The organism is Microbacterium sp. KNMS (genome assembly GCF_053851835.1).
In genome coordinates this window covers 1-21,389 of the sequence record NZ_JBSQBP010000004.1, presented here as the reverse complement: position 1 = coordinate 21,389, position 21,389 = coordinate 1, and the positions used below count along the sequence as shown (strand labels likewise).

At 64.5% G+C, this 21,389-nt stretch carries 14 protein-coding genes and 4 pseudogenes; 11 read left to right on the top strand and 7 right to left on the bottom strand.

Features of this window, described 5'->3' with window-relative positions:
• Together ACWXWW_RS03640 and ACWXWW_RS03635 are read left to right on the top strand one after the other, a co-directional pair.
• Entirely contained in the window at positions 1-831 is an 831-nt protein-coding gene (locus ACWXWW_RS03640; protein WP_455968809.1) for a helix-turn-helix domain-containing protein, read from the top strand.
• Positions 828-2,933 (top strand): acyltransferase family protein, encoded by a 2,106-nt coding sequence (locus ACWXWW_RS03635; protein ID WP_455968807.1) that lies wholly within the window; start codon positions 828-830, stop codon positions 2,931-2,933. The genes ACWXWW_RS03640 and ACWXWW_RS03635 overlap by 4 nt, the downstream gene beginning before the upstream one ends.
• Before the next feature lie 204 nt (positions 2,934-3,137).
• Here ACWXWW_RS03635 and ACWXWW_RS03630 read toward each other — a convergent pair whose 3' ends face one another.
• Together ACWXWW_RS03630 and ACWXWW_RS03625 are read right to left on the bottom strand one after the other, a co-directional pair.
• A complete protein-coding gene (locus tag ACWXWW_RS03630; RefSeq protein ID WP_455968806.1) occupies positions 3,138-3,716 on the bottom strand; it encodes a hypothetical protein in 579 nt (192 codons plus the stop codon).
• A 416-nt stretch (positions 3,717-4,132) separates the two neighbouring features.
• A complete protein-coding gene (locus tag ACWXWW_RS03625) occupies positions 4,133-5,278 on the bottom strand; it encodes an NPCBM/NEW2 domain-containing protein (protein WP_455968805.1) in 1,146 nt (381 codons plus the stop codon).
• A gap of 443 nt (positions 5,279-5,721) precedes the next feature.
• Between ACWXWW_RS03625 and ACWXWW_RS03620 the strand changes: the two genes are divergently transcribed.
• The 5 genes and pseudogenes from ACWXWW_RS03620 to ACWXWW_RS03600 form a co-directional block, all read left to right on the top strand.
• The gene (locus ACWXWW_RS03620; RefSeq protein WP_455968804.1) at positions 5,722-7,176 is read left to right on the top strand and encodes a lipopolysaccharide biosynthesis protein; all 1,455 of its coding nucleotides are present in this window, start codon (positions 5,722-5,724) and stop codon (positions 7,174-7,176) included.
• A gap of 48 nt (positions 7,177-7,224) precedes the next feature.
• Entirely contained in the window at positions 7,225-9,318 is a 2,094-nt protein-coding gene (locus ACWXWW_RS03615) for a glycosyltransferase (RefSeq protein ID WP_455968803.1), read from the top strand.
• Between the two features lie 21 nt (positions 9,319-9,339).
• Positions 9,340-10,299: a nitroreductase family protein gene (locus ACWXWW_RS03610; protein ID WP_455968801.1), complete on the top strand. Its 960-nt coding sequence runs from the start codon at positions 9,340-9,342 to the stop codon at positions 10,297-10,299.
• Positions 10,300-10,647: 348 nt separating this feature from the next.
• On the top strand, positions 10,648-11,673 hold the full coding sequence (locus ACWXWW_RS03605; RefSeq protein ID WP_455968799.1) for a hypothetical protein: 1,026 nt from the start codon (positions 10,648-10,650) through the stop codon (positions 11,671-11,673).
• Positions 11,674-11,766: 93 nt separating this feature from the next.
• Positions 11,767-12,670, top strand: a pseudogene (locus ACWXWW_RS03600) (IS481 family transposase); the annotation flags it as partial.
• 78 nt (positions 12,671-12,748) lie between these two features.
• Here ACWXWW_RS03600 and ACWXWW_RS03595 read toward each other — a convergent pair.
• Positions 12,749-13,986 (bottom strand): IS3 family transposase gene (locus tag ACWXWW_RS03595; RefSeq protein ID WP_455968798.1). Its coding sequence is split into 2 segments (ribosomal slippage): positions 12,749-13,707 and positions 13,707-13,986, totalling 1,239 coding nucleotides; the frame shifts between segments, so codons are not numbered across the junction.
• A gap of 45 nt (positions 13,987-14,031) precedes the next feature.
• Positions 14,032-14,550, bottom strand: a complete 519-nt coding sequence (locus ACWXWW_RS03590; RefSeq protein WP_455968797.1) for a transposase — start codon at positions 14,548-14,550, stop codon at positions 14,032-14,034.
• Here ACWXWW_RS03590 and ACWXWW_RS03585 point away from each other — a divergent pair.
• From ACWXWW_RS03585 to ACWXWW_RS03575, 3 genes and pseudogenes are all read left to right on the top strand, one after another.
• Positions 14,549-14,992: a hypothetical protein gene (locus tag ACWXWW_RS03585; protein ID WP_147040074.1), complete on the top strand. Its 444-nt coding sequence runs from the start codon at positions 14,549-14,551 to the stop codon at positions 14,990-14,992. The two genes, ACWXWW_RS03590 and ACWXWW_RS03585, sit on opposite strands and share 2 nt — an antisense overlap.
• A 414-nt stretch (positions 14,993-15,406) precedes the next feature.
• A complete protein-coding gene (locus tag ACWXWW_RS03580; protein ID WP_455968966.1) occupies positions 15,407-16,378 on the top strand; it encodes a TerC family protein in 972 nt (323 codons plus the stop codon).
• An 11-nt stretch (positions 16,379-16,389) separates the two neighbouring features.
• Positions 16,390-16,660, top strand: a pseudogene (locus ACWXWW_RS03575) (CNNM domain-containing protein); the annotation flags it as partial.
• 159 nt (positions 16,661-16,819) lie between these two features.
• Here ACWXWW_RS03575 and ACWXWW_RS03570 read toward each other — a convergent pair.
• Positions 16,820-17,716, bottom strand: a pseudogene (locus ACWXWW_RS03570) (IS256 family transposase); the annotation flags it as partial.
• Between the two features lie 90 nt (positions 17,717-17,806).
• Here ACWXWW_RS03570 and ACWXWW_RS03565 point away from each other — a divergent pair.
• A protein-coding gene (locus tag ACWXWW_RS03565; RefSeq protein WP_455968795.1) for an IS5 family transposase occupies positions 17,807-18,671 on the top strand; the annotation gives its coding sequence in 2 pieces (ribosomal slippage) (positions 17,807-18,151 and positions 18,153-18,671; 864 coding nt in all).
• Between the two features lie 9 nt (positions 18,672-18,680).
• On the opposite strand, the gene ACWXWW_RS03560 is transcribed toward ACWXWW_RS03565, so the two are convergent.
• Both ACWXWW_RS03560 and ACWXWW_RS03555 read right to left on the bottom strand, forming a co-directional pair.
• Positions 18,681-20,486 carry a hypothetical protein gene (locus tag ACWXWW_RS03560; RefSeq protein ID WP_455968794.1) on the bottom strand — a complete coding sequence of 602 codons (1,806 nt, stop codon included), beginning with the start codon at positions 20,484-20,486 and terminating at the stop codon, positions 18,681-18,683.
• A gap of 707 nt (positions 20,487-21,193) precedes the next feature.
• Positions 21,194-21,389 (bottom strand): annotated as a pseudogene (locus ACWXWW_RS03555) (dTDP-glucose 4,6-dehydratase); the annotation flags it as partial.

The window sequence follows — 21,389 nt, the reverse complement described above, 5'->3', positions numbered from 1 at the left end:
ATGCCCGTCCGGCCGTCTGCGCGCGGTGCTCCCTCGAGGGCGCATGGGGCTCCGCCGCGCGCCGACAGCCTCGAGGCGTTCGCCTCCGATCTCCGGGAACTGCGCTACGAGGCGGGGTATCCCACGCTGCAGGCGATCGCGCGCCGAGCCCATGTCTCGAAGAGCGTCGTGTCAGACGCTCTCGCGGGGGCGAAGCCGCCGACCGCCAACACGGTCGAGCGTCTTGCCGTCGCGCTGGGCGCCGACCCGGCGCCGTGGGTGGCGCGGCTCGACGCGCTTCGCGCATCGCGGCTGCGCTCGCCGGGCACGGCGACCCATGAGGCCGTCGGCAGCCCGGGGCGTTGGCGTCCCATCCTGATCGGGCTCACGGTGTCGGTTGCGCTGCTCGTCGCCGCGAGCGGATGGATGGCGCAGCGAACGGCGTCCGGCGCGCCGGCGATGCGCGAGGTCACCGAGGTCCTGCCCCTCAACGGAGGCTCTGCGCACCTCAGCGGCTGCGACGAAGACGGCGAGGTCGTCTCCTCAGCCGCGCGAGCCGACGGGGCGGTCCGTGTCGAGCTTCTCCGTTCGCCGCGGTGCAGCGCGATCTGGGGGCGCGCGACGATCTCGGAGAAGCAGGTGGGGGAGCTGCGCATGGAGGTCTACCCGGAGGGTGACCGCTACGGAGGGCTCACCCAGCATTCGTCCGCGCAAGAAGACGGCACCGTCGCGACGACACTGCTCGTCCGGTTCGTCAAGGAGACGGCCGCGTGCGGCATCGCGACCCTCATCGAGCCCGACGGGCGGCGCACCGCCCTGAATCCCCCGCTCTGCCTGGAGGGTGAGGAATGAGCGGCATCTCACTGCCGCAGGAAGCACAGCGCGCGCCTGGCGCACAGCCCCGCACGAGCGGCGGACGCGAACCGAGCCACCCCCGCCGCGACGTCCAGGGTCTGCGCGCCGTCGCAGTGCTCGCCGTCATCGCGAATCACGCCGTCGGATGGCCCGCGGGCGGGTTCCTCGGGGTCGACGTCTTCTTCGTCATCTCGGGCTTCATCATCACGGCGCTGCTGCTGCGCGAGAGCGACCGCACAGGCCGCATCTCACTCGCCGAGTTCTATCGGCGTCGCGTCCGCCGGATCATGCCGGCGTCGGTTCTCGTGCTCGTCGTCACCGTCGGCGCAAGCTGGGTGCTCCTCGGCGGTGAGCAGGCACGGTCGATCACCCTCGACGCGCTCGCTGCGGTCTTCTTCGTGAGCAACTGGCGATTCGCGGCCGAGGGCACCGACTACTGGGCCGACACCGGCGCCGTCTCGCCGCTCCAGCACTACTGGTCGCTCGGCGTCGAGGAGCAGTTCTACCTCGTCTGGCCGGCCATCCTCATCCTCTGCCTTCTGCTCGCGGCCCGTCGTCGTATGCCCAGCCGTCGCGTCCTGGCGATCGCGCTCGGCGCCATCCTCGTCGGGTCGCTCGCGTGGGGTGCGCTCGAGACGCTGCAGCGGCCCGGCGTCGCGTACTTCTCGTCCCTCACGCGCGCGTGGGAGCTTGCGCTCGGCGCGCTCGTGGCGGTCGGCGCGCCGCTGCTGGCTCGATTGCGCGACGCGTGGCGCCCGCGGATCGTCTGGGTGGGTCTCGCCGCCCTCGCGTTCGCGCTCCTCACCAGCGGCAGCGAGGGAATGCCCATGCCCGGCGCGCTGCTCGCCGTGGTCGCGACGGCCATCGTCATCGCCGGCGGGACCGGCGGAAGAGAGCCCGAGATCTGGCCCCTCACGAATCGCGCTTCCACGTATGTCGGAGACCTCTCGTTCTCGCTCTACCTGTGGCACTTCCCGGTCGTGGTGTTCCTCGCGCCGCGGTTCGATGCGCACGAGCGGAAGTTCCTCGTGGTCGTGCTCGTGGTCACGCTCGTCCTCGCGGTCGTCACATATCACCTGGTCGAGAACCCCGTACGGCGGTCGGCATGGCTCGCGCGAGGCAGCGGGCGGATGGTCTGGGTCGCGACGATCGGGGGAGTCGCGCTGCTGATCGCGGGGCTTGTCGCCGCGGGAGCGGTGCGACCTCCTGCACCGGCGGCCGCCGCGGCGGAGCCTACGGCGATCACCTCGCGGGCCCAACTTGACGGACTGCTTCGCGACGCGCTCGCCGCAACCGCGTGGCCCGCTCTCGACCCGGCCCCGGCTGACGTCGCGGTGCAGGGGATGCCGGAAGAGGACGGCGCCGGCTGCTCGAACGTGGATCTCGCCGACCCGTCGGCGTGCTGGTTCCCCCACGAGGGGGCAGAGCGCACGGCTGTCGTCATGGGCGACTCGACGGGCATCGTGCTGCTGCCGATGATCCGCGCCGCGCTCGGAGAGGGCTGGAACGTCAAGGCGCTGACCATGGCCGCCTGCTATCAGGTCGACATCCCGCGCTGGTATGACAACGCGGAGCACGAGCGGACGTGCGAGGAGCATCAGGCAGGAGCCCTCGCCGAGGTCGAGCGCCTCTCGCCCGATCTCATCTTCGTCAGCAACCTGTACACCGGGGTGTGGCATCTCGAGCCGGCGGTCGACGCGCTGGATGGCGGCGGCGTGTATCAGTGGGCGCTCGAGACCGAGCGTCTCGCGGAGCAGCTGAAGAAGGTGACCGACGACGTCGTCTTCGTGCAGTCGCCCCCGCGCCGGGAGGCGCTCGGGGAGTGCGCGGGCGCCGGGTCAGTGCCAGCTGATTGCATCCACGAGCTCGACGCGCTCTACCGCGAGGTGGCGGAGGGCGAGATGGCAGCGGTGCGGTCTGCCGGCGCGGCGTACGTCACCGTCGAGGAGTGGTTCTGTGCGGATGGTCGCTGCCCGGCTTTCGTGGGCACGACGCCGACGATGCGCGACGAGATGCACGTCACACGGCAGTACGCGGAGATGCTGGCGCCGCTGCTGCGGGAGAAGCTGGAATCTGCCGGCGTACTCGCCCTCCTCTAGAGGTGTGAAGCAAGGGCCGAGCAGCGCAGACTCAGGCGCTACTGAGGACTGCGCTTCATGCAGTCGCAGTTAGGGCCGCCGGGTTCGCAGATCGAGCTACCAGACCGCTCCCTCACCTCAGGAAGGCGCTGACAGGGGGGAGCGCCTTCCTGAGGTGAGCCGTCTAACGAGCCGACGCGACCGTGCCCGACATGGCGGATGGAATCACTTAATGACCGTTGGGCTGATCGCAGAGAGCGTCGATTCCGTCGCAGGAATCCAAACTCGATACGAGAACTTCGAACTCGTCTTGTAACGAAGTGTGGCGACCCCGTTGCGCATCTCGCCGGCGACCACCGATTTCCAAACGTCTCCGATCTTTACCTGCAGCACGATCTTCGGTACCGAGTAAGCCACCCAGGAAGGATAGACGGTTGGGTCGTACCGAGTGCCCTTGATGGACGCGATCGTGTACCCGTTGCTCCTCGTCAGCGAGGAGATTGAGGCTTTCGCCTTGGTGCGGACGTAGAATGCTGAAGACGTCGTATCGATGCCTGAGTAGTAGTTCCAGTCACCCTCGACAGTCGAATTCCATTCCGAGGGGCCTACGGTGAATTTTCCGTAACCCTGACTCGGGCAATAGAGGTGGCGATCCTGCTTGACGTCGCTACTGCCCCCGAAGAAGAGACTCCCCACGACGCCCGCGCCCTTCGTGACGTCGGTCGTCGCGGACCAGTAGTCCGTTCCAGGGCGAAGGCTGACAGCGATGGAAACGGTGACGTACTGGCAATCCGGCGTCGACACGTTGACATTGCGTGGCGCGATCTTGGTTATGTCTACGTACGGGGACGTGGAGGCCGCCACGCCTTCCGCTGGTTCATGGATTGGTCCTGCCGGGGCCGCTGAGGCGCTTGAAGAGAACCCGAGTGGTGCTGCAAGGAGTATGGCCGCCATGGCCGTCGCGAAGCGATTTCTAAGACGCATTGAGAACTTTCGTGCTGAACGGAGAGGGTCCGGGGCATTCCATGCTGGTCTGCGCCCGTGCGAGCCTAGATTAGCGAAGGGCGCTCGCTGTCTGTGCTTGCGGTTCCAGCACCCAGGTGTCGCCTCACCCCGGCACGCGTCAAGAACGGGTGAGGAACACATCGCGTCCCCAGTGCAGCGAATCCGCACTGGGGACGCGCGGATCGGGCTCGATCACCCGACCCCAAGGTGACGCATTATGGCTGGCCGGAGCAGAGTACCCGCGCATTTCCGAAGACGGCCAGGCTGTCCGCCTCTGAGCCTGTGTCCGCTCCGTACTCGAGGTGCAGCCGGAATGCGCCGTTGGTCTTGATCGCTACACGCTGCAGCGAGCCGATGCCGACCGACCCGAAGTTGTAATTCGTCGAGTCGACGCGAGCGGAGAATGGCCTGCGGGCGCCGGACTCTGAGGAATCATCGAGACCGAGGAACGCTTCGAATCGGATGCACCGGTAGCTGAGGTTGTAGTCGGCGTGGCCGAACCGACTGGCGGGCGCGGGGTCGCCCCACCAAACTTCAGTTCCGACAGATTCAGGCATCGATTTGCCTGCGACCGTATATGGATCCTCATCGTTCCACCGATCCTCACTCACCGGCTCGATTCCGCTCAGGTTGAACCAGCCAAATACGGTCACCTTCTGCGTGTTGCTGTAGGCCTGCTCCGTGTTCGCAGTGGGGCCGGCCACGACACGATAGCTACGTGAACCGACGTCGCGTGCGGTCGCTGGAATATAGAAAGTTCGCGAGCTCGGCACCTTCGTGGTGGCGACCTGCCTCCACGCGCCGTTCGTATAGGTCTGGAGCGCCACCGTCTTCCCGACGAGGCCGGGTGAGGTGCGGCCGGTGAACGTCATCTTTTGGCCGACTGTGGGTGTGAGAGTCGAGACCGCGGTGATCTTGACGATCGGCTTCACCTTGACGACAGTCGTGTTGCTCGTCGAAGCTCCGTACCTGCTCGTACCCGTGTAAACCGCGCGGAATTCTCGATTGCGCTGGAGTTGTCCGACGCGGAGCGTCGCGAGTCCCTTGTAGTTCGTCGACACAGTTGCCGCGGTCCGCCACGTGCTGGCTCCAACTTCGCGCTGTTGGATCTGCACCTGCTGATTTGCAAGGGCCTTTCCGCCGGACGTGGTTAGTACTGCCTTAACGTTCGTGGCGCGTCCCGCATCGACCGGGGAGTGGGATACCCCGGCTGTCAACTTCGTCGCGAAGGTCGCGGCTTGCTCCCCATCGGGTGCTGCCGCGGTGCTCAGGACGGACTCGATCGCGACGGTGGTCGACGGTGTCGCGGCCGCAATCGCAGGAGCAGGCGCGAGCGCGAGTGTAAGTGACGCGATCGCCACCGCTACCGGGAACACTCGTGTCGGGGTGGCCGGACGCATGACAGAGCGACGAGCTTTCATGGCGGACCAAGCGTGGTTTCTCAAGCGCAGAAGCCTTCTCATACTGTTCCTTCAAGCAGCGCGGCTAGAACGGCCGCGGACGTTCGGGGTATCGCTGGCGCGACATGACGAGGCTATTGGGGCGAGTCCCGCGCGAGCCCACTGATCCGTTGTTCGAGCTGTTCGGCTTCTCCGGATGTATCCGGTACAGCGCTGCGTGGCCGGCGCATCCGAGCGGGATCGCTCCCGACCGATGGGCCTGACCCGCCTGCCGACCACCCGTCTCTTGTGTTCCGCCGACGTCTCCCCCATGAGATGAAGTCCTGTGCGCCTGGACCCGCCGTCGATCATGGCGTCCATGAAGCGCTCAGAAGGCTCTGGCCATGTCCCGCTAGAGTTGCGGAGTGACAGGAGACACAATCTCGCGTGGGCTTCGCGGTGGTGGAGCTACCGCGCTGTCTCAGGTGGTAGGGGTCGTCATCCAGATGGCGAGCGTCGTCATCCTCTCGCGAATGCTCGCGCCGACCGACTTCGGGCTCATCGCGATGGTCGCCGTGTTCGTTTCAATCGGTGAGTTGGTGCGAGACTTCGGTCTGCCGACAGCGGCACTCCAAGCCCGAGAGCTCAGCCATGCTCAAGCGAGCAATATGTTCTGGGGAAACGTCGTGCTCGGTGCCTCCGCAGCCGCATTGTTGGTGCTGTCGGGCCCGGCGCTAGTTCTCTTCTATAACGAACCGCGGCTCGGAGCGATCGTGCCCGCGATGGCCGGTGTCTTGTTCCTGAACGGCCTCCAGGCGCAGACTCAGGTCCATCTCGCCCGCGCCATGAGGTTCGGAACGCTTGCCTTGACCAGCGTCGGCGCAAGCCTGGTCGGCTTGGCCTTCGCTGTCGTGGCGGCCGCCCTGGGGTGGGGGTACTGGGCTCTTGTCATTCAGCTGGTCGCGGCATCAGCAGCGCTCTTGGTCGCCCGCTGGATAGCTTCACGTTGGATTCCAGGTCTCCCTCACCGGGGGCATGGTACGAAGGCCCTTCTGCAAGTCGGAGGGAACTTCGGTGCGGCCCAACTGCTCACTCGGATTGCGACGAACATCGACACAATAGCGATCGGTGCACAATGGGGCGCATCGGACCTGGGTTACTATAATCGCGCGTTTCAGCTCCTAAATATTCCAATTTCCCGGGTTCTGGGACCTCTGACCCAGGTTGTGGTGCCTACTCTGAACCGCGCGCGCCGCGAGGGACAGTCTCCGATGGGCTTGTTGCTGAAGATTCAGTTCGCGCTCGGCAGCGCCTTAGTGTGGGTGTTCCTCGTCACTGCCGCAACCGCAGAATCGCTCATTCCGCTTGTTCTCGGAAGCCAGTGGACGCCTGCGGTCGTCTATTTTCAAATACTCGCCATCGGTGGTTGCTTCAACGTGCTCTCGTTTGTCAGCTACTGGGTGTTCATTGTGGAGGATCAGAGCCGAGAACTCCTCCTTTACAACCTGGTCACGAAAACGCTCGTAATTGTTCTCGTGATCGCCGCATCATTCTGGGGGGTCGAATATGTGGCGTGGGCATATTCAGTCGGCCTCGGCTTGAGCTGGCCGATCAACCTCATGTGGCTATCGAAGACAGCGAAGATGGATGGTTGGTCATTCTTCCGAAACGGACTTCGAATGCTCTTCGCTGGACTTGGGGCGTACGTCGTGACCAGCGTCGTGCTGGCAGGAGTGGACGGCGCCAACGACTGGCTGTCGCTGATTCTCGGGGCGACCACCGCGACGGCGAGCTACGTTCTTCTCCTACTCGTTGTGCCTGGGGGAAGGCGGGAATCCGCGCAGTCGATCCGCGTCCTGAAGAGGATGGTGCGTAAGTGATGGGGTTGATCGATGCTTGATGAAAGGATGCGGTGCGAGGTGCCCCTCGTGAGCGTCGTCGTGCCGTTGTTCAATAAGGAACGGGTCGTGGGGCGCGCACTCGACTCGATAGTCCGGCAGACGATCTCTCAATGGGAAGTGATCATCGTCGATGACGGGTCGACGGACGCTTCGCGCGATGTGGTGCGGGATTTTCTCAAAGACGACCGCGTGACATATGTTCATCAAGCGAATGCAGGGCCCGGAGCCGCTCGCAATCATGGAATGAAACTGGCTCGAGCCGATTTCGTCGCGTTCCTCGACGCGGATGATGAGTGGAAACCGCAGTTCCTTGAGGAGGCGCTACAGGTTGTCGCTTCCGATCCCGGTGTGAGCGTTGTGGTAGCCGGATGGTATCGGCCAAGCGATGGCGTGGAGTCGCGCTTCGACCTGCAGTCCCGCGGTGTACTTCCCGGAGCCTGGGGCCTGCGCGAAGGCATGCCGCCATCGAGCTTGCTCAAACGAATGATTGATGCGCTCCATAGCAGCGCCTGCCTGGTGCGCACGGAGACCGCGCGGGAGCTGGGCGGGTTCTATGCGCAAGAGCACTGTACCTTTGGGGAGGACGCCTTCCTGTGGGGGCGCCTGATCTTCTCCGATCGAGTGGTTCATTATCTCGACAAGACTCTTGTCGTGTTTCACACCGATGCGAGCTCGCTCAGCCACGGTCGGGCGGGCGCGTACCCAGTGCCTCCGCTACTGACAAGAAGCGATTTGGTGATCGCAGAAGCACCCCGGGAGCTGCGAGCTGGCATCCGTGCTTACCTTCGCTGGTACGCGGCGTGGGTAGGGCGACGCGCGCTTCAGCAGCGGGCCCCATCGGTCGCGATCGGTGCGGGATTGAGCTGGATCAAGCTGTCCCTCAGATTTCGTGGCGGAAAGGGTGCGTGGAAAGGAGCGAGGGGTGTGAGGTACGCGGAGGAGAACGTCCTCGTCCGGACGTTGCCGCTCGGGAACGCGAATTACGGTGGGATCATCCAGGCCTACGCGCTTCAGCAGGTGATCCGCGAGCTCGGCGGGCGCCCCTGGACAGATCGTACGCGCGCCGACTCTCATGGATTGGTCACCGCGTGGATCCGCCGCCAGCTTGGCAGGCCCTGGGCGTTGCGGATTCCGGCGCGGATTGTTGGAAAGGCGCGACACAGACAGTGGGAGCGAGAGTCCATTCATGGAGTGGTCGCGGCGCCACTGCTTGAATTCGTCAAGTCCGATATTGACACTGTCCGCTTGTATCGAGGTGGGCGACCGCGGAACAAGGTCGCGCGAAGCTTCCGTCGATTCGTCGTGGGGAGCGACCAAGTCTGGCGTCGAGCATACGGGGACGTGCGCTCGTACCTCTTTGACTTCGTCCACGGGTCTGATGTTCGAATCGTTTCTTACGCCGCGTCCTTCGGACACGACAATCTTGACGAGTATGGTCCGGAGCTAATCCGGCAGTCGGGTGCGCTGGCGAGGAGGTTCGACGCCATCTCGGTGCGTGAGGACTCGGCGGTCGACCTTTGTGAACGCGAGTGGGGCGTCTCCGCACAGCACCACGTTGACCCGACGATGCTGCTTCCCAAAGCGCACTACGATCGACTGGCGCTGAGGGCTCGACGCGAACGTGTCTCGATCGAGCTCTTGGCGTACGTTCTAGATCAGAGTGAGGCGATGCAGGACAGCGTCAGCGCCGCTGCGGACTGTCTCGGGGCCGCGATCACGCCTCTCATGCCGCCTGCACCGAGCAGCTACCGAGAGCTGTCCGTGAACCCTGAACCGTATCTGCGACCGACAATGGAGGACTGGCTCAGTTGCTTCCAGGACGCTCGCTTCGTTATCACGGACTCCTTCCACGGGACTGTATTCGCAATCCTGAACGAGAAGCCGTTCATTACGGTTGCGAACGCGAAGCGCGGTGCAACCCGAATGGAATCGCTCTTGCGGACCTTTGGGCTTGAAGATCGCCTGCTTGTTGACCCCAGCCGAGAGTCGGTCGCGCCCATCGTGGATAAGCCGATCGACTGGCCTGAGGTCCGTCGTCGTTTGCAGATCGAAGCGGCGCGCGGCCGCGATTATCTGGCTGATACCCTCATGCTTTCAGGCAAGAGCGTCAACAATAGGTGACGGCTCGTATAGGAGAGAAACATGAAGTCCCTTTTGAAGCAGAAATTGCCGAGTTCGTGGGTGGCGGTGTTGCGACGTGCAAAGCGTCCCCTTCTGCTGGCCAAGATGCGCCACGAGGTTCGTCGCGAATTCCGTTTGGATGCGCGGCGGTATCTGGAGCACATGGCGCCGGCAGACTGGCTCATCGGGGCTGACGCACGAGGGAAACACCTCGAGGCGCAGCTGACGAAAGACTATCACCGCGTCGAAAAGGGGCTTGCGCTCAAAAATCCGAAGCGACCATTCGGCGCAGACGTCGAGCGCCGCCTCCGCATGTTGCTTCCGCAAGCGGAGCCGACTGCGCCGTATGTGGATCATGTTTCATCAGCTATCGACGCGCTGGCCGAATGGAATGAAGGCGGGGGAGTCGATTCTGACGTCAGCCCCGTGCGCGAACCGCGCGCACGCGGGATCGAGGACGCCGCAACCTTCTTTGAGACACGCCACAGTGTCCGTGATTTCTCAGATCGGCCAGTGGACCCCGCTCTTCTGCACCGCGCAGTAGAACTGGCAATCAATACGCCTTCAGTTTGCAACCGCCAGGCGTGGAAGATTCGTCTCTTCGAGGGAGCGGACGTCGTGCGAGCGCTCGCGTTCCAGAACGGCAACCGTGGTTTCCGCGAACAGATCCCGGCGCTTGCTCTCGTGACCGTCGACACAAGGTACTTCGCGGCGGCGAGCGAGCGTAACCAGGCGTGGATTGAAGGCGGCCTCTTCTCTATGAGCTTCGTCTGGGCTCTTCATGCGCTGGGCCTGGACTCATGCATGCTGAACCTCAGCGTTCTGAATCGGACTGCTGCCGGTCTACGGGAACGCTTCTCTATCGAGGACGCCGAACTGCCGATCATGATGATTGCGATAGGCCACGGATCGGAAGGACACCGGCGCGCCCGTTCGCCCCGGCGTCTGGTGGAGGAGGTACTGGACCAGCCAGTCGAGTGAGTTGAGTAAGCACGACCGCGCGCCGCGAATGCGGCACTTGCTCGGCATTGCTGACAGTGCACTTCGCAAGGACGGAACCGGCAGGGCGGGCGAGCTTTTGTCCGTACTGTCTCACCGGGGACGCTACGAGCCGGTTAGTGAACCCTCGAGCGTCGCCGGACGTGACGGCTGACAGAATGTCCGGGACATCGATCTGGAGGAAGCATGGAGCCTGGGGAAGCTGTCGTGGTCCCGATCGTACCCATGAGCGTGGCGCCGAGCACCGAAGCTTTGCTCCGGATGCTGCTCGACCGTGAGGCGTTGCTCATCACGCGCTCGGCGTCCCCGACTACAAGTAAGGCGTCGGGCATGGTCGCACCGACCGCTGGGGCGTTCGCGAAGGCGATCGAGCTAGCCGTCGGGAAGATCGACCGCGCGGGGCATGCTGGCGAGGTGCTCTATCGGCTCGTGCTGCCGACGGGCGCGGCAGCACGAGACCTGGTGCCTGCGGTTGGCGGCGGATTCCGAGGTATGGTTCGTGCCGCTGGATCGACAAAGTTCGCGGGGCAGGCGCGTCTCGTCCCTGTCGCAACGGGGGGCGCTGGCGCCATGGCCGCGGCCGGCCCGCTGATCGCGACGGTGGGTCTTGCAATGGCCGCTGAAATGCTCGCACAGCACCAGACGAACATGAAGCTCGACGCAATAAAGAACGCCGTTGTGGGGGTACAGCTGCACCTCGACAAGCAGGAACGCGCGGTACTGACGACGGCAGAGAAGCAGGCGCGAAAGGTCGCGGGCTATCTGCTCGACCAGGCGACGCTTCCTGTTCTCAACACGGCGAATCACGCGTTCGGAGAACTCGACTCCCTAACCAACTCCTACATCGAGCGGCTCGACGGCTGGCTGGAGATCGCCGCAATGTATGCGGACGCAGACCGCGTCTACGGGCCCGACCTGATGAAGGCACTCGTTAGTAATCGTGAGAATCCGATCCAGGCGTTCGAGCGGATGGTCGGACAGACGTACGAAGCGCTCGCGCTCCGAGCCCGTGTGGTCGTTCTGGAGAAGATCGCGGCGGAGTTCTCCAACCCCGATCGTTCCCTGCCGCACGTCGAGAACGTCCTTCGTGCGGAACTGTCCGGCCTGGCCGAGAGGCAGTCGCAGTTGGTAGGGCTGATCGACGACCTCAGCACGCTGCAGCTGGATGCGAGCAAGGTCCCGGTGGCCTTCGCGGGCCAGCGCACACTGAGTGCACGCACGAGCTTCGCTCGGCTGGCGCGGGCGCTCCACTCCGCTCCCAGCGGGCTCCCTCTCTTCACGGACTCCGACCAGACCATGCTGGAACTGGCACCGTCAGCGCAGGGATTGTCGGTCCTGGAGCCAGCCGCGCTCTAGGTGTACCGCCCAGGGAGGTTGTTTGATCTGGCTTCCCTGATGTGACGACAACCTCCCGGCAGAGTGGAGCTGCTACCGCATCCGCTCTGAACCCGCCTTGTCCAGAAGGTCGTCGACGAGGGATGGACGATCGCCGCAGCAGCGGACTACTTCCACGTGTCCTGGCCCACCGCGAAGAAGTGGGTTCTGCGCAACCTCGAGCTCGGCGACGAGGGCATGGTCGACCGCTCCTCCCGGCCGCACACGCATCCGAACCGGACCGCGCAGCATCTGGTGAAGAAGATCGTGCACTTGCGGATCCGCAAGCGCCTCGGCCCGGTCAAGCTCGCGGGCCGGTTGGAGATGGCGTCGTCAACCGTTCATGCGGTGCTGAAGCACTGCCGGCTGAACCAGCTCTCCCACATCGACGTGCAGACCGGTGAGCCCGCGCGTCGCTACGAACGCGAGACTCCAGGAGCTCGGCCCCATGTCGACGTGAAGAAGCTCGGCAACATCTCCGAGGGCGGCGGCTGGCGCTACGTCGGACGGTTCCAGGGCGACCGCAACCGAGCAGTCACGGCCAAGCGCACCGGAAGCGAGGCATCGCCGGCGTTACGTTCACACCGTCGTCGACGACCGCTCCCGCGTCGCTTACGCCGAGATCCACGACGACGAGCGCGCCGAGACCGCGATCGGCGTCCTGCAACGGGCCGTGTCCTGGTTCGCCGACCGCGGCGTCCGTGTCGAACGGGTCCTCTCCGACAACGGCCCCGCGTACCGCTCCCACGCCTGGCGACGCGACTGCGCCGCAGACGAACGGGAAGATCGAGCGATTCCATCGCACCGTGGCCGACGGCTGGGCCTACGTGAAGCACTACAGCAGCGAATCACCCCACCGCGCAGCTCTGCCAGCCTAGCTGCACTCTCCAGTCATCACAGGCCCCACACCGCGATCGGGAAGCTCCCGCCCATCAGCCGGATCTCAAACAACCTCGCTACATCTAGGTCGTGTTGCTAAAGGTGCTGGTGAGCCAGTGGAGTGTCGCGCCAAGGCAGAGGCCGGCGTGGTAGTTCTGAATCGGCCTGGCTTTGGTTCCTATCCGGTTTCCTGTCCGGCGGTTGCCGGGAGGCCTGATTCGTGGTCAGCGTAGTACGCGTTCTCGACTTCGACGGGGGTGCGCATGTCGAGCTCGCCGTGGAGGCGGGCGTTGTTCCACCACCACACCCATTCCAGGGTCGCCAGTTCGACTTGCTCGACCGTCCGCCAGGGGCCGCGCTGACGGATCAGCTCGGTCTTGTAGAGGTTGTTGATCGCTTCCGCCATCGCGTTGTCAAAGCTGTCGCCGACGGTCCCGGTGGAGGGGATCGCGCCGAGTTCGACGATCCGGTCGGTGTAGACCATCGCGGTGTAGTTCGAGCCGTGATCGGCGTGATGGATCAGCCCATCGAGCCGGCCGCCGGCGCCCCACGCGGCCATCTCCAGCGCCTGCAGCGGCAGGATCTCCGACCGCAGCGTCGCCGCAACGTTCCACCCCACGATCCGGCGGGAGTAGACGTCGGTGACGAACGCGACGTACGCGAACCCGGACCAGGTGGCGACGTAGGTGATGTCGCAGACCCAGAGCCGCCGGGGCGCGTCGGCCCGGAACCGGCGGTTGACCAGATCGCCGGGCAGCGCCGCGGTCTTGTCGGCGCGGGTGGTGAACACCCGCTTCGACTTGCGCACGCCGCATACTCCTGCGAGCTTCATCAGCCGTGCGGTCTGGTCGCGGCCGATGTCCCAGCCCTGCCGTCGCAGCAGTGCGTGCATCTTCCGGCGCCCGTAGACGCCGTAGTTCTCCGCATGCAGCCTGGCGATCTCCGGCACCAGCAGTTCGTCGCGCAACTGCCGTGCCGATGGGACGCGGGCCTTGGCGGCGCGATAGCCGCGCGAGGTGATAAACCCTCGCACTGCCGGGCGCAGCACCCGGCAGATGAGCTCGACCCCGAAACGATCCCGATACTGGTCGATGAACCGGATCATCTCGTCGAGGGCCGGTCGAGCTCCTTCGCGAAAAACACACTCGCCGCCTTGAGGACCTCGTTCGCCTTGCGCAGCTCAGCGTTCTCCCGCCGCAACCGCCGGTTCTCCTCGAGCACGTCGGAGGGGGTGCCCGGCACCCGCCCCGCGTCGACCTCGACCTTCCGCGCCCACGTCCGCAGCGTCTCCGCGCTCATCCCGAGCAGCCCAGCCACATGCTGCACCGCCGCCGTCTTGGTCTTGTAATCGGGCATCGCTTCGGCCAGCATCCGCAACGCCCGCTCCCGCATCTGCGGGTCATACTTCTTCGGCATCGTCACCCATCCTGAAATAGAGGACGGAACCAAAGCCAGGCCGATTCAGTTCCGTGCGGTCTTGTCCGAGCGCATCGCGATCCCGCGCCACTGCGTGAGCTTGTTGAAGCACCGCTCGACGACGTTGCGACCGCGGTAGCGGGTCCGCTGCTGGTCGCCGAAGTCGATCGGTCGTCCGCGGCGCTTGCGGCGGTGGGCGATCTGATCGTCGCGTTCGGGGATCGTCGCGGCGATTCCGCGTTCGCGCAACCAGGCCCGGTTCGCCCTGGACGAGTACCCCTTGTCCGCGATCACCCGGTCCGGCCTCGACCGTGGCCTGCCCCTCGCGCCCGAGACGCGGATCTCGCTCAGCGTCGCGGTCAGCACGCTGGTGTCCGCCGCCTGCCCGGGCGTGAGGATGAAAGCGAGGGCTCGGCCCTTCCCGTCGCAGGGGGCGCTTTCGCGGTGTTCTGGCAGGACTATGCTGTATTCGAGCTGCACGGCGAAGTGGTGGTGGCGGGTGAAGGGTTCGGGGTTCGACGTCGATGCCGGGTTGCGGCGATACCCGTGGGTGTCGAGGGCCATGAACGCGGAGGCCGTTTACGGCACCGTTCTGACCGCTGGGCTGATCTCCGCGTTCTCTCTCTACAACCCGGGACTGCCGGTCCTGATCGCGCGCACCATCGGCACCGTCCTGGTGTTCTGGGGTGCACACGTCTACGCCGAGATCGTCGGCAACCGCGCAATGAGCTGGCGAGAAGCGGTCCGCGAAGGCCTGCAACGCTCCGCCGGACTCCTGTGGGCACTCATCGTCCCGGTCGCCTGCCTGACCGCGGCCGCGCTCCTCGGACTATCGATGGATGCCGCCGTAGACATCTCCTTGTGGGGAGGCGTCGTCACCCTCGCCATATTGGGATGGTGGGCGGCCCGGCAACGCAACGACCCCGCCCTGGTGAAGGTGGTCACCGCCGCCGCGACGGCAGGCATGGGACTCGCGCTGATCGCTCTCAAAGCACTCGTGCACTGACCGCGCCCCGGCATCCGCTGAGCCGAGCGGTAACGCGCGTGTCTTAGTGGATGTCCAGTAACGCGCGGATGAGGTCGCCCACGGTATGCGCGGCGTTCGCAGGATGCCGCAACGGACGGTCCTGGTACAACACGTAGTGGTTGCGCCGACCGCGCTTCTCCCGCTCCAGGTATCCGGCGTCCTCGAGATCGCCACCCGCCTCGGCTTCCCCACCAAGGCGTCATCGTGCAAGCCCACCACGACCTGTTCAGGAAACACGGCGAGGACATGCATACTTGGAAGTCCAAGGGGAGTACTCCGCCACAGTCGGCTCGTCATTACGGATGCACGCCGCATCCCGGGCCACCGGTCCTCGATCACGAGGATGGAGAAGACCTTGGCACTGATCCGCTCACTCCACGGTTAGGCCCCGCTGTGAACATCCCCCCGCTCGTCTGGATCATCACGATCGCAGTCACGATCGCGTTCTTCGTCTACGAGTTCTACACGCACGTGCGCAAGCCCCACGAGCCGACCATAGGCGAATCCGCCCGCTGGTCGGCCTTCTACATCGGTCTCGCGCTGCTGTTCGGCGTCGGCATCGGAATGGTGTCAGGCTGGACGTACGGCGGTGAGTACTTCGCCGGGTATCTGACCGAGAAGGCGCTGTCGATCGACAACCTCTTCGTCTTCCTCATCGTGATGACAAGCTTTGCCGTGCCGAAGATCTATCAGCAGAAGGTGCTGATGATCGGCATCGTGATCGCACTGATCCTCCGCGGCATCTTCATCGCCGTCGGCGCGACGCTCATCGAGAACTTTTCGTGGGTGTTCTACGGATTCGGCGCACTGCTGCTCTTCCTCGCCTACCGGCAGGCTTTCACACACGGCGACTCCAACCCCGCCGACGGCAGGTTCATGCGCTTCGTGCGCCGCCATATGCGCGTGACCGACGAGTACCACGGCGACCGCCTCACGATCGTGCAGCAGGGGCGCCGCTGGGCCACGCCGATGCTGCTCACCATCATCGCGATCGGCTTCGTCGACCTCATCTTCGCGGTCGACTCGATCCCGGCGATCTACGGGCTGACCGAAGAGGCGTACATCGTCTTCACCGCCAACGCGTTCGCGCTCATGGGCTTACGCCAGCTGTTCTTCTTGATCGGCGGCCTGCTGGAGCGGCTGGTCTACCTCGCGCAGGGGCTCGCTGTCATCCTGGCCTTCATCGGCGTGAAGCTGCTCATCCACGCCCTGCACAAGAACGAGTTGCCGTTCATCAACGGCGGCGAGCCGATCACGGTGATCCCCGAGATCCCGATCTGGCTCTCGCTACTCTTCATCGCCGGGACGATCGCGGTGGCGACCATCGCCAGCCTCATCAAGACCCGCGGCGACCGCCGCCGATGAGCACGAAGGCGATGAACGGCGACCTCATCCTGAACATCGCGCTGGTCATCGCCTTCGTGCTCATCGGCGGCGTCTTCGCACGCACCGAGATGGCGCTGGTCACCCTCCGCGAGAGCCAGGTCAACGCGATCGCCGCGCGCGGCCGGCGTGGTGAGCGCGCCGCCGCGCTGGCACGCAACCCCAACACGTTCCTGTCGGCGGTGCAGATCGGTGTGACCGTCGCAGGGATTCGCTTCGGCCGCCTACGGTGCGACCTCCATCGCACCGTCTGTCGCTCCGCTGTGATGCATCAGACCAGACATTGATGCAAATGCCCTGCCGAGGTTCCCGATCTCGGGGCCAACCTCTTTCAGCAACGCCACAAGTACCCACTTCTCGCTGCGGCGTGGGCTCGACCTTGCTCTCTTTCATGATGCATCAGACGGCAATATTGCTCGCTTCCGCGATCTTCGGATGCGACCGGGTCAGCATCCGCACCACCTCATGGAACTGGGCGAACACGTGCTCCGTGTCGGGCTGGGCGAAGATCGTGCGGATGATCGACGCGACCATCGGCCCGGACGCTTTCGGGACGTTCGAGAGGACGTTGCGCATGAAATGGACACGGCAGCGTTGCCAGGCGGTGCCGGCGAACACGGTCTCGATCGCGGAGATCAGCCCGGTGTGCGCATCGCTGATGACGAGCTTCACCCCGCCGAGTCCGCGGGCCTTGAGTGAGCGGGGGAAGCTGGTCCAGAACGGCTGCGACTCGGTCTCCCCGACCTCGAACCCGAGGACCTCGCGGCGTCCGTCGGCGGCGACGCCGATCGCGACGACGACCGCTTGGGAGACGACGCGTCGGCCGACTCTGGCTTTGCAGTAGGTCGCGTCGAGAAACACATACGGATACGTCGTGTCCGCCAGTGGCCGGTCGCGGAACGCGGCGACATCCTCATCGAGGTTCGCGCAGATCCGGGAGACCTCGGACTTGGAGATCCCGGTATCCGCGCCGAGCGCTTTCACCAGGTCGTCGACTTTGCGTGTGGAGACGCCGTGGACATAGGCCTCCATCACCACCGCGAACAGTGCCTGATCGACACGACGGCGCCGTTCCAACAACGACGGGAAGAAGGACCCCTGCCGCAGCTTCGGGAGGCGCAGTTCAAGGTCTCCGGCTGTCGTGGTCAGGGTGCGAGGACGAGTGCCGTTGCGTTGCGTGACACGCTCCGGGGACCGTTCGAACGGGGCTGCGCCGATGAACGCGGCAGCCTCCGCATCGATCAGCTCCTGATACTGCATCAACTTCAGTGGAGGAAGCTCGTCGTCATCAGGCGTACCGCCACCGCGCTGCCGTGCAATTGGTGCAGTTCGCGTACATCAATCCCCACACCCGCGCACTAGGCCGTGTTGCTGAATGTGGGTGTGGAGCCTTTGGGTGATTCTTGAGTCGTGTCGCGAGATGTCATCACGGACGAGGTCTGGGAGCTGATCCGGGACGTGTTCCCGCCGGCGAGGACACGGGGCCGTCCTCCGGTGGATCGGCGCACAGTGGTCGAGGCGACCGCGTGGCGGTTCCGGACGGGATCGGCGTGGCGAGACCTACCCGACCGGTTCGGGAGCTGGAACACGGTCTATAAGAACTTCCGCCGGTGGGCGACGGACGGCGTCTGGGAGGACCTGCTCACCCACGTACAGAAGCGGGCGTCGCTCGCTGGCGAGATCGACTGGGTCGTGTCGGTGGACTCCTCGATCGCGCGCGTCCACCAGCATGGCGCGACCCTGCCCCGCGACACGGGGGGCTCCGTCGAACTACAAGAAGTCCGGGCCAGAGCCTCCTGACCACGCGATCGGCCGGTCACGGGGTGGTTTGACGACGAAGATCCACCTCGTCTGCGACGGGCAAGCCCGAGCGCTCGCGTTCGTCCTCACCGGCGGGCAGGTCGCAGACACGAGCATGTTCACCGAGGTGCTCGACGAGATCCACGTTCCCGGTCGAGGGCCTGCGCGCACGAGACCGGACAGGGTGCTCGCGGACAAGGGCTACCCGTCAAAGAAGAACCGGGCCTGGCTGCGCGAGCGCGGCATCAAGGCCACGATCCCCGAACGCGACGACCAGATCGCCCACCGGCGCAAGCGACAGGGGCGTCCGATCGACTTCGGCGATGACCAACGGGAGCGCTACAAGGGCCGCAACGTCGTCGAGCGGTGCTTCAACTTCGTGAAGCAGTGGCGCGGACTCGCTTCCCGCTACGACAAGACCGCCCGGTCATACGCGGCAGGGATCTGCCTCTCCGCCGCTCTGCAATGGATTTAGCAACACGTCCTAGTCCTCTTCTGGGGAAGACTGCCTGAGGCCGCCTGGGACGTCTCTCGCGCCCTCGATCGCGGAGGTGTCCAGTCCGTAATACATCCGAGGGGCTCCATCGAGTTGCACGACAGCGTAACCCTGCCGTGCGGGGATTGAGCGACGCCGACCGATCGAATCGATCTCGGTCACCATTTTTGCTTTTGCCTTGACTCGGACTTTCGTTTTTGTCCGCCATGTCTCGACCCAAGCCTCGGGACTCGGATAGAAGCTGCCGTCGCGCTCTTGCTCAGAATTTAGTTCGTACCCGTCAGCGCGGGTCCACAATACCGCGAGAGCGCCTCGTGGAGTGCTGAATTCGAGGCCGAATACGGTGTCCTGGTCGAAAGCAAGCCAACGCTTGAACTGGGCGCCGTCGAAGTGCTCCGTTGCCGCCGCGAAAGCGAGAAGGGACGGCTTCGGGCTTAAATCTCGAAGTACAAGCCCGAAGTGGTGCTCTCGATCATCTGCGCGCGCCCCGTAACGATCCGACGCCGTATTGTCGTATAGCTGGAACCAGAGAAGCTTCGTTACGCCAACAGTGAGTGCCAGTGCAGCGCTTAGGATGATGTTCTCCGCCGCGTGCCGGTACGAATCGTCCCACCAGGCGTTCGGTCGGGTGCAGGCGTAGACCTCCGTCAGCCAGAGTTCCATGTCTGGCGCGTACTCGTCGATGAGGCCGCGCGCCTCCTTCAGCGCGGCATAGTAGCTCCACGAACGGTCGGCACCGCTGCTGACTCGACGCCAGTCTGGCGCCCAGTCAGGCGTGACGTTCTGGCGACCGGGATGCAAGTTGAATGCATCCGCATACTGAGAAAGCCCGGCGCGGAACATGGCGCGTGCGTACCGCACGTCCATCCCCGCGAGACCGGCGGCGACAAGCTTGAGGTCGCTACCACGCCGACGCAGGCCCCGGCGGAATGCGCGCACCCAGGTCCGCGTATACAAGTCCGCGCCGTCGCCCGTGTACGGTCCGTCTCCCCACCGATTGAGCTCGTTTCCAAGTTCATAAGCAATCGCATGTCGCGCTTCAGCTGTGTCGAGTTCCGATTCGACGTAGGCGTCGAGTCCTTTGGAGTCCCCTTCGTGCTCGTGAAGCGAGGGCATGGTGCGCAGTCTGTGCTGCGTGAACCCGTACTCCCGAAGTTGCTCCGCAGTAAAAAAGGTGTGTCGGCTGTGACGGACGCCGAGCCGTCGTAGGAGATCTCGCTCGGCACTGTTATTGATCACATAACCGGGGGCGATTCCGAAGATGCTCGAACCTCGGTCCGTGAACTCGTGAGGTGGGAGAACGGCGAGATTGGTCCGAGCGTAGTGGAGATCGCTGCCCGACCGCGCGGTGACCTCGAGGAACGCGATCCCTCTCGTCTGGAGTGAGACCTCGATTTCGACTGTCCCAATAGCTCCCGCATCAAGATGAAGCGCGGCCGAGCCAGAGGCGACGGTGGTACCGTCGTAATCATGCGCGACCCAGGATGCTTGTACCTCACGTGCGCGTCCTCCATTGAAGAGCGTCGCCTTCGCGAGGATCGGCCCGTCTAAGGACTCCCAGATATTGAAGGGTGCGTCCGTAGTGAGATCGACACTCAATGGGCGGGATCGCGCCATGGCGGCGATGACGGTTGGAGTCGCGAATCGGTCGATGACTACGGAGCACGTGGCGGCGTAGACTCCATCCTGGTTCAAGCTCGGAACGAGATGGAGCGAGCGGTTATCACGCCACTGCGCGCGAGAGTTCGCGGCGACGATCCCGACCTTCAGCTGCGAGTGATCCTGCACGTACACGAAGGTTCCGTCATCTTGGACCGGTATCCCTCCCCGGGGATCCCGACGCCAGTCGAATACTCCGTGCACCGTTTCGACCACGGGAGACCTGGTGTATGTCTCGCGAAGAAGCATGCCATCTTCGGGGTCGAGTCCATCGAGCGAGTCGAAGCGGAATTCGAGGTCAACGCACGGGCCTCGGGGTGTGAAGACGCAGGTAGCGCCGGCAGCAGCCCCGTTTGGAGTCAAGTACTCGACGATCAACGAGGCTGGGCCCGCGTCAGTAGCGTGCAGGCGCACTGAACCCGCGGTAAAAGACGTATCGCGGAAACGAAACCCCCTAAAGCGTTGAAGTGGTTCGCCAGATTCAGTGCACAACAGGACCGAACCCGACTTACCTTCAGCGCGCAGAACATAGCCAGTCCCTGCAACCTTCAGCGCAGCACCAGGGTTTTGCTCAGGCTGCACTAAAGCGCGCTCAGTCGATTCTTGAGCGACTCCGTACAGGACCACGGAGCCGCCGAGGACGCTGGCTGCGCCAGCGATCAGAAGATGACGTCGCGTAAGGCGTCGATCCACGGTACGGCCGCTGTCTTGAGCCGCGCGGTCGGGGCGGTCGCTGGCGGTGATCTGTATCGCTCGCTTTCGGTCGGACTACTTTACGGGAAGCGAATCTCAATCCTTCGGAAGTACTATTCGAGGGTCTTGCCGAACGTCGTCACTGCGGGTCACTGTCCTTTCGAGGCGTAGAAGGCTTCGACGTGGTCTTTGGCGGGTGCCCACCAGGTCTCGTTCTCGCGGTACCAGTCGATGGTCGCGGCGAGTCCTGCTTCGAAGTCCTGGTATTGGGGGGTCCAGCCGAGTTCGGTGCGGAGCTTGGTGGAGTCGATCGCGTAGCGCAGGTCGTGGCCGGGGCGGTCGGCG

What these genes read in the sequence shown, in the direction of transcription:
- ACWXWW_RS03640 (WP_455968809.1), top strand. Translation starts at nt 1, where the DNA reads ATGCCCGTCCGGCCGTCTGCGCGCGGTGCTCCCTCGAGGGCGCATGGG.
- ACWXWW_RS03635 (WP_455968807.1), top strand. Translation starts at nt 828, where the DNA reads ATGAGCGGCATCTCACTGCCGCAGGAAGCACAGCGCGCGCCTGGCGCA.
- ACWXWW_RS03610 (WP_455968801.1), top strand. Translation starts at nt 9,340, where the DNA reads ATGAAGTCCCTTTTGAAGCAGAAATTGCCGAGTTCGTGGGTGGCGGTG.
- ACWXWW_RS03605 (WP_455968799.1), top strand. Translation starts at nt 10,648, where the DNA reads ATGGTCGCACCGACCGCTGGGGCGTTCGCGAAGGCGATCGAGCTAGCC.
- ACWXWW_RS03585 (WP_147040074.1), top strand. Translation starts at nt 14,549, where the DNA reads ATGAACGCGGAGGCCGTTTACGGCACCGTTCTGACCGCTGGGCTGATC.
- ACWXWW_RS03590 (WP_455968797.1), bottom strand. Translation starts at nt 14,550, where the DNA reads ATGGCCCTCGACACCCACGGGTATCGCCGCAACCCGGCATCGACGTCG.